Genomic DNA, 7898 nt, shown 5'->3' with positions numbered 1-7898 from the left:
TTTACCGAAACCTTGAGGCCTCAAAACGGGTCCATGTTTCATTAAGAAATTCTCTTAAATCGTGTCCAAGATATTGACGTAATACCAATATTAAGTGAACTGGATATCGTAGTCTATAAAGATTTTAATAATTAAAGTGAATGCGTGCTGAGTGATAGTGTTATAATGACATCATAAACCTTATATTAAGAGGGTAAATTGTAATGGATAAACATAATATAGATAAAGAGATAGCTAAAGAAAAAGCATCCTCATGATTCAGTATGTATATATTATTAAAACTATCCACTTTTCTACTTGTTGTGGTATTTATAGGTTATGTTTTGGTGAATTTCTTAAACTGGTAGTTTTTTAAGACTTCTTTAATGAAATAAAACGTCGTAAAATACTATATATTTATATTGTATAATTAAAGGGGAGATTTAAATGTCGTTTCCAATGAATGTTCCATCAGCACTTATAATTTCTGCAATACATATTCTTATTTCGTTTAACCTCAAATTTTCTAAGAAGTATAAAAACAAATTTCGTATTTATTCAATTTTGGTGAATTCCAGTTTCCTTATATTTTTGGTCGGGTTTCCTATGTTCCTTTATGACGCCATATCTACACCAACAGAAGCAGCTGGAATCTATTTTGAAGGTTTAGCTACTTTTTACTTTTTACTTTTTATTCCCTTGATTTTAGCGATGATGCTGCTGTTTAGAATGTGGTTATTCCGATCCGATGCTTTCTCGAAAACAACAAAATATATAACACTAACAGGACTGGCCCTTCTCTTAGTAGGTTTAGGTATTATGGGGTACTTTCCTTTTATGTTGTTTTTTTATGGTTTCTCTTAATACTTTTAAAAACAGCAATACAAATAATATATGGTGTAGCCAATTAGAAGGCATAAACATTTGAGAGCATGATAACTTTAAACGTTTTGTTTAAAATTATCGTGCTCTATTATATTTCGGATCCTGAATTCTAATCATATTTAATAAGTAGACCCTTAATGTTTGAAGAAATCAAAAAATAAGAACCATTATACTTACATAATAAACTGGTAGAAAACATTCTGGATTTTCCTCAAAAAAACCTGACTAACACGACTCTACAAATAGTACTATTTATTATTAGATTGAGTTCTTATTCTATAGTTAATTCTATGGATGTCGGTTTTAACAGTGTCTGAACGTCTTTCGGATCAGCATCCAAGTCAAGATACTGTTTTTCATCTTCAGGATTCAGTATCACAGGCATGCGGTCATGGATGGGACGCATCTGGTCGTTGGCCTCTGTGGTAAGGATCGCGTAAGTCAGGTAATTGTCGCCGTTATCGTCAGTGTAGCGTTCGCAGATACCGGCCATGGAAAAAATCGGCACGTCTTTGACTGCGATTTTTTTCTTGTCCTTCTTCTTCTGCCCTTCGATCGGCTGCCACTCGAAAAAGTACGTCGCCGGAACGATGCAGCGTTTTTTGGCAAAGGGTTCTTTAAAAGTCTTTTTCTCCAAAACACTTTCTGAGCGTGCATTGATCAGCGGGCGCTTGGCAAAGCTCGGTTCGAATCCCCACTTCACAGGATGCAGGCGCTGATTGGGCAACAACACGATATTTTCAGTCGTCGGAAAAATCTCTTCGCTTTCTTCAAATGAATAGCCGTCATCTTCAAGGTCATAGCGTTCTTTCAGTTCTTTATAAGAAGCCGTCAATCCGTATCTTCCACACATCTCGCTCACTCCTTTTTGTCTCCTTCATCGTATCAAAAACCGCGGGAAAGGGCGACTCATAACATCCTATAGAGCCTTTGGGAATGGGTATCTTTTTCATTCTGAAAAGGAGCGTGCTATACTCAAGAAAACGTTAACACTTTATAGTATAGGGAGGATTTCCATGGATAATAAACAACCAGATTCACAGATCTCGCAGTTTCCTAATTCCTACTGGCACTCACATCAGAGACCTCACTTCTCTCCTTTAATTCAAGATGAATCGACAGAGGTCGCCGTTATCGGCGGCGGGATTGTCGGCATCGTTACGGCTTACTTACTGGCTAAAGCCGGGAAAAAAGTGACGTTAGTCGAAGCCAGAGAGTTTTTCCATGGCGTGACGGGCCACACGACCGCAAAGATCACGGCCCAGCATGCCCTTATTTACAATGAACTGATCCAGACCTTCGGCAAAGAAAAAGCCCGACTCTATTATGAAGCCAACCGGGATGGGCTCGACTTCATCCGTGAGACGTCAAAAGAGTTGAACATCGACTGTGATTTTGAAGAAAAAGATGCGGTCGTCTTTGCATCCAGTGCCAAAGGGCTTAAGCAGATCGAAAAAGAAGCCCGCGCCTACGAAACGCTTGATATCAACGGGACGCTGACACATGGTCAGCTGAGGGACTTACCTTTTGAGACGTTAGCTGCCTTGACTATGCCCTACCAGGCCCAGTTTCATCCTGTTAAATACTTGAAAGGACTGCTGGATGAAGTGTCGCGTTTAGGCGGCCAAATCTATGACCGTACGCGTGCCGTTAAACTTTCCAAAAGTGACAACACAGTAACGATGGAAAACGGGGCTGTTTTATCCTATGACGAGATCGTTGTGGCTTCACACTACCCCTTCAATGATTTTGACGGCCTTTATTTTTCAAAACTGTCCATCAACCGGTCTTATGCCATCGCCGGAAGAATCAATAAACCGATCCCTGATGGTATGTATATCAGCGCCGAGTCCCCTATCCGTTCACTGCGGTCGATCCCTGTCGAAAATGGTAACGACTTGTTCCTGATCGGTGGAGACAGTCACCAGACCGGTAAAAGCAATCCGCCCAACCAGGTCCACTTTGAGAATCTTTTGGCCTTTGGCAAAGAATGGTTTGAGCTTGAAGAAGTGGAGTATCACTGGTCCGCACAGGATATGACCACACTGGATAAAGTGCCGTATATCGGACAAATGACCCGCACATCAGAAAATGTCTTGGTCGCGACCGGCTTCAATAAATGGGGCATGGCGATGGGCGTTTCTGCCGCTAAGATATTGACTGATATCATAAACGGAGAAGAAAATGACTACGTGGAATTATTTGATCCGACACGGAATAAGCTGAAAGGAAAAGACATCCAGCGCTTCTCCAAGAAGAATACATCGGTAGGTAAGAATCTGCTGGAAACGAAACTGCAGCGCCCTGACAAGTCGCCGGAAGATTTAGACTTGGACGAAGGCGGACTGGTATCCATTGGCGGAAAAAAATTGGGCGGCTACCGCGACGAAAACGGCGAGCTGCACCTGGTCAAGACGACCTGCTCGCATATGGGGTGCGGTTTGAACTGGAACAACAGTGAACGATCTTGGGATTGCCCATGCCACGGTTCCCGCTTCTCCTACTCGGGCGATGTACTGAACGGACCGGCAGTGAAACCGCTGAAGAAAGTGGATGAGAAAAAATCTGTGGAGTAAAGTTAGAAATGCTATTCAGAAGTCCGCCAGGTGATGGATCATCTGACGGACTTCTAGCATGTTTTAAACTTATAGGCTTTTTTATCTGTCTTGGTAAATATCAGATCCAAACACAAGCAATAAACTTACTATGATATTCTTAACATCTATTGCAATATAAATTTATTCCTTTATCATTATAAATATACATAACTTATATAGGGATATGCAGAAACTAAACAGGATAAGGAGAGATAGGTATGGCCACAGTTTCACAAGCAGGTATGGAACAAAAGTATGGAAGACCTTCATTTTTTGACGGAGGATTGTTTGAACTGATCGCCTGGTCGGTGTTAGGAGCGATTCTCACTTTATTCTCGTTGGGACTCTTATATCCGTGGGTATTGTGCCGGCTTTTTGCCTGGAAGATCAATCATACGGTTATTGACGGTAGACGCATGTCATTTTCCGGCTCCGCTGTCGGACTGTTCGGCAACTGGCTCAAATGGTGGGCACTTACCGTACTAACTTTTGGCATATACGGCTTCTGGGTCAATATCAAGCTCGAAGACTGGAAAGCCAAACACACGCACTTTGTTCAATGATACATAACTAAGATATCCTTTTGGGCAACTTTTAGCTTAAAGAATTTTTTAGTCACCAAAATTCATCTCTTCTATTATAAAATAAGGGTTTAAATGTAACCGCTTTTATAGTAATGTAAAGACACAGATCAAATACTGATCGTCTGTTCTATTTTGTGAGTGACAAATCAGTAAAACTATTGATTCCAAAGGATGGCTACATTATGGTAAATAATAATCAAAGAAAAACAATAGGGATAGCTTTACTTATAATCAGTATTATCGGATTAGGTGCATGGATCATTTTTGAGAATTCAAGACCACAAACGAGCGCGGAACTGCTGGATGAAATAATGATATTTGAGGACTTGGCCGGAGACTTGTCTTTCAGCGAAGCCACGGATAACGAACAGACTGTTGACATCATCTCAAACTACCTTCCTATAGAAGATAGTTCACACATCAGCCAGTTCTTTACATTAGACAGCGGAGACGACACTGTCTTATTAGTCGAAACGACTCCTGGCTTAGTTGACGAACAGCTGCAGATAAAGCATGCCCGAGAAATCGACAGAGATGTGTACGAAGACTTAATGGACTGATTCTGTGAATAAAAATCAATTAAATTAAAATAATTTAATATTTCTCTTGACTTACTCTCATTTATCTCGTATTCTAGGAACATCAACTTTTACAGGAGTGACGACGATGTTAATGACACAGCTTCATACTAAACAATTGAATCACTTCTACTTTAGCTATTTTAGATACTGTTTGTAGACACGCCGACATCGTGGATGCAAACATCAGCATAAAAACTGATTTTGTATCTGTGATGGCTAAAGAAATTTGAGTTGATCAAATTTAGCCACATAGATGAAATAATCTAAGTGGCTAACATACGCGTGAACTTTTGGGGCACCCATTTAGATTATTTATATCTAGATGGGTGTTTTTATTTTTAGAAAGAGCGAGTTGACCTATCGTTAACTCAAAAAAAAGAAGAAAATCATAGGGGGAGAAAAAGATGAGAAAATTAATGACAAAGAAAGCAATGGGTATGGCAGTGATGGGACTAGTGGGCTTGACTTTAGCAGCCTGCGGGTCCGATGATACGGGAGAAAGTGCCGCCGGGGAGCAGGCAACAGTTAACGTCGGTATCCTGCAGTTCATGGAACATAATTCCCTGACCGCCGCCAAAGACGGTTTCATCGCTGAACTGGAAGATGCCGGCTACGTCGACGGTGAATCGATCACCTTCGATGTGATGAACGCCCAGGGTGACCAGTCGAATCTTCAGAGTATGAGTGAACAACTGTCCGGAAACAATGACTTGATGCTATCCATCGCGACACCGGCGGCTCAGGCCTTGGCTACAGCTGAACAGGAAAAACCACTCTTGTTCACCGCTGTCACAGACCCCGTCGATGCCGGCTTAGTCGAGAGCAATGACGCGCCCGGAGCTAATTCCACCGGCACAAGCGATATGGTGCCTATCGAAGAACAGATCCAGTTGCTGCTGTCGATCGTTCCTGACGCTGAAACAATCGGAATCATCTATAACTCCAGTGAACCGAACTCGGAGATCCAGGCTAATATGGCCATTGAAGAACTGGAAGCCGCCGGTGTAACAGTTCAGGTCTCAACAGTCACAACGACGAACGACGTGCAGCAGGTCCTGACCAGTCTGGCGTCAGATGTCGACGGCCTATACATCCCGACAGACAACACGTTGGCAAGTACAGCGGATACTGTTGGTGAAATCGCCATGGAATACCAGCTACCTGTCGTTGCAGGATCGACTGATCAGGTCGAAGCCGGTGCACTAGCCACTTACGGCATCAATTATGAGTCTCTTGGCCGTCAAACAGCACAGATGGCGTTGGAAATCATTGAAAATGATGCATCACCTGAAACGATGGCCGTACAAATGTCTGACGAACTGGAACTCTACGTCAATGAAGACATGGCGGATGCTTTAGGTATCGATCCAGACAGCATCTCACTTTCAGAGGAATAAGGAGGAACTATTCATGGCTTTACTATTATCAAGTATCTCGCAAGGCCTGCTCTGGGCAATCATGGCGATCGGTGTCTACCTGACATTTAGAATATTGAATGTCGCCGACTTAACGGCTGAAGGCAGTTTCCCTTTAGGAGCTGCCGTCAGTACCAGTCTGATCGTGAACGGCGTGGCTCCCTGGCTGTCCGTCCTGATCGCACTTCTGGGTGGCATGGCAGCCGGTTTTGTATCAGGATTCCTTTATACGAAATGGAAGATCCCAGCACTCTTGTCCGGTATCATCACGATGACTGGTCTCTACTCGATTAACTTACGTGTGATGGGACAAGCCAATATTTCACTGCTTGGTGAAGGAACGCTGATTCGAACAGTCGAAAGTTTCGGCTTGAACAAAACGAATGCTGTCCTGCTTGTTGGATCGATCGCTGTTGGACACGTTATCCTTGCCCTTCATATGTTCTTTCACACTGAAGTGGGCCTGGCTATTCGTTCAACCGGTGACAATAATGAAATGAGTGAAGCGAACGGTATCCGGACCAACGTGATGAAAGTGATCGGCTATATGCTGAGCAACGGCCTGATCGCGACATCCGGTGCCCTTTTAGCCCAGAACAACGGCTACGCGGACATCAGCATGGGGATCGGGACCATCGTTATCGGTCTGGCTTCTATCATTATCGGTGAAGTGTTTTTCCGTAACTTATCGATCGCAAAACGTTTGATGACAGTTGTTTTAGGTTCAGTCATTTACCGTCTGCTCATCCTGATCGTTTTAGAAATGAACGTGAACCCGCAGGACTTGAAGATATTCTCCGCGATACTACTGGCACTGGCTTTACGCCTGCCTGCCGTTCAGGATCGCTTGTCTAAACCGAAAAGCAAAGTTAACGTTTCAAAAACGACTAAGAAAGGCGGTGCTTTATCATGGCTACAGCGTTAGAACTGAAGAATATCCATAAGACATTTGAAGCAGGCTCGGTCAATGAGAACCATGTTTTGAAAGGTATCGATTTCACCGTAAATGAAGGTGATTTTATTACGGTCATCGGGGGTAACGGAGCCGGAAAATCCACTTTCCTGAACAGTATCGCCGGAAGTTTCCCTGTCGATGAAGGAGAGATCCTGCTGGGTGGATCAGATATCACGAAAGAGTCTGCCTATAAACGGGCTTCTCACATCAGCCGTGTGTTCCAGGATTCCAAGATGGGGACGGCTTCCCGCTTGAGTATCGAAGAGAACCTGGCCATCGCCTGGAAGCGCGGGAAAAAGCGCGGGCTCGGTCGAGGCATCCGCAGAAAAGAGCGCGAGGTTTACCGAAATGAGCTGAAAAAACTGGGGCTCGGGCTCGAAGACCGCTTGAAAATGGACGTGGGACTCCTTTCCGGTGGTCAGCGTCAAGCTTTGACACTGCTCATGGCCTCACTCGTCACACCAAAGTTGTTACTTTTAGACGAGCATACGGCAGCACTGGATCCGAAAACCAGTCAAATGGTTCTGAACTTGACGGATCAAATCATCAAGGAAAAGAACCTGACAACCTTGATGATCACGCATAACATGGAACAAGCGATCCACTACGGCAACCGCCTGATCATGATGAACAACGGTCGCATCGTCGTGGACGTCTCCGGCGAAGAAAAGAAAAACCTTACCGTTCCAGACTTACTCAACCTATTCAAGAAGAACAGCGGCAGTGACGTATCGGAAGATGCTCTCCTGCTTGCATAAAGAAAAACCAAGTCTTCGGACTTGGTTTTTTCATATTAAAGGACCTTTTGTGACCCTCAGTATGTTCTGCGATCTGCGAAGGGCACATATACTATCTTTTTGTGACCTTCGAAACTCCTGCTGGTTCATGAAGGGCACATATAC

8 protein-coding genes are annotated in these 7898 nt (G+C 43.5%); 7 read left to right on the top strand and 1 reads right to left on the bottom strand.

Features of this window, described 5'->3' with window-relative positions; translation table 11 throughout:
- The first annotated feature begins 426 nt into the window (after positions 1–426).
- Positions 427–843 carry a hypothetical protein gene (locus BMX84_RS12005; RefSeq protein ID WP_091490193.1) on the top strand — a complete coding sequence of 139 codons (417 nt, stop codon included), beginning with the start codon at positions 427–429 and terminating at the stop codon, positions 841–843.
- A 292-nt stretch (positions 844–1135) separates the two neighbouring features.
- On the opposite strand, the gene BMX84_RS12000 is transcribed toward BMX84_RS12005, so the two are convergent.
- A complete protein-coding gene (locus tag BMX84_RS12000) occupies positions 1136–1717 on the bottom strand; it encodes an SOS response-associated peptidase (protein ID WP_091490189.1) in 582 nt (193 codons plus the stop codon).
- A gap of 163 nt (positions 1718–1880) precedes the next feature.
- Between BMX84_RS12000 and BMX84_RS11995 the strand changes: the two genes are divergently transcribed.
- The 6 genes from BMX84_RS11995 (at position 1881) to BMX84_RS11970 (ending at position 7754) form a co-directional block, all read left to right on the top strand.
- Entirely contained in the window at positions 1881–3440 is a 1560-nt protein-coding gene (locus tag BMX84_RS11995) for an FAD-dependent oxidoreductase (RefSeq protein WP_091490184.1), read from the top strand.
- 263 nt (positions 3441–3703) lie between these two features.
- Positions 3704–4024 (top strand): YjgN family protein, encoded by a 321-nt coding sequence (locus tag BMX84_RS11990; protein ID WP_091490199.1) that lies wholly within the window; start codon positions 3704–3706, stop codon positions 4022–4024.
- 203 nt (positions 4025–4227) lie between these two features.
- Positions 4228–4605, top strand: coding sequence for a hypothetical protein (locus tag BMX84_RS11985; RefSeq protein WP_091490181.1), 378 nt, complete (start codon positions 4228–4230; stop codon positions 4603–4605).
- 425 nt (positions 4606–5030) lie between these two features.
- On the top strand, positions 5031–6023 hold the full coding sequence (locus BMX84_RS11980) for an ABC transporter substrate-binding protein (RefSeq protein ID WP_091490177.1): 993 nt from the start codon (positions 5031–5033) through the stop codon (positions 6021–6023).
- Between the two features lie 13 nt (positions 6024–6036).
- On the top strand, positions 6037–6966 hold the full coding sequence (locus BMX84_RS11975) for an ABC transporter permease (RefSeq protein WP_091490174.1): 930 nt from the start codon (positions 6037–6039) through the stop codon (positions 6964–6966).
- A complete protein-coding gene (locus BMX84_RS11970; protein WP_091490172.1) occupies positions 6951–7754 on the top strand; it encodes an ABC transporter ATP-binding protein in 804 nt (267 codons plus the stop codon). Before BMX84_RS11975 ends, BMX84_RS11970 begins: the two co-directional genes overlap by 16 nt.
- The last annotated feature ends 144 nt before the right edge of the window (positions 7755–7898 follow it).

Source organism: Alkalibacterium putridalgicola, from assembly GCF_900109825.1.
GTDB classification, from domain to species: domain Bacteria; phylum Bacillota; class Bacilli; order Lactobacillales; family Carnobacteriaceae_A; genus Alkalibacterium; species Alkalibacterium putridalgicola.
This window is presented reverse-complemented; position numbering and strand designations above follow the sequence as displayed.

Excerpts from the sequence above, each read along its gene's own strand:
- BMX84_RS12005 (WP_091490193.1), top strand. The coding sequence starts at position 427 with ATGTCGTTTCCAATGAATGTTCCATCAGCACTTATAATTTCTGCAATA.
- BMX84_RS12000 (WP_091490189.1), bottom strand. The coding sequence starts at position 1,717 with ATGTGTGGAAGATACGGATTGACGGCTTCTTATAAAGAACTGAAAGAA.
- BMX84_RS11995 (WP_091490184.1), top strand. The coding sequence starts at position 1,881 with ATGGATAATAAACAACCAGATTCACAGATCTCGCAGTTTCCTAATTCC.
- BMX84_RS11990 (WP_091490199.1), top strand. The coding sequence starts at position 3,704 with ATGGAACAAAAGTATGGAAGACCTTCATTTTTTGACGGAGGATTGTTT.
- BMX84_RS11985 (WP_091490181.1), top strand. The coding sequence starts at position 4,228 with ATGGTAAATAATAATCAAAGAAAAACAATAGGGATAGCTTTACTTATA.
- BMX84_RS11980 (WP_091490177.1), top strand. The coding sequence starts at position 5,031 with ATGAGAAAATTAATGACAAAGAAAGCAATGGGTATGGCAGTGATGGGA.
- BMX84_RS11975 (WP_091490174.1), top strand. The coding sequence starts at position 6,037 with ATGGCTTTACTATTATCAAGTATCTCGCAAGGCCTGCTCTGGGCAATC.
- BMX84_RS11970 (WP_091490172.1), top strand. The coding sequence starts at position 6,951 with ATGGCTACAGCGTTAGAACTGAAGAATATCCATAAGACATTTGAAGCA.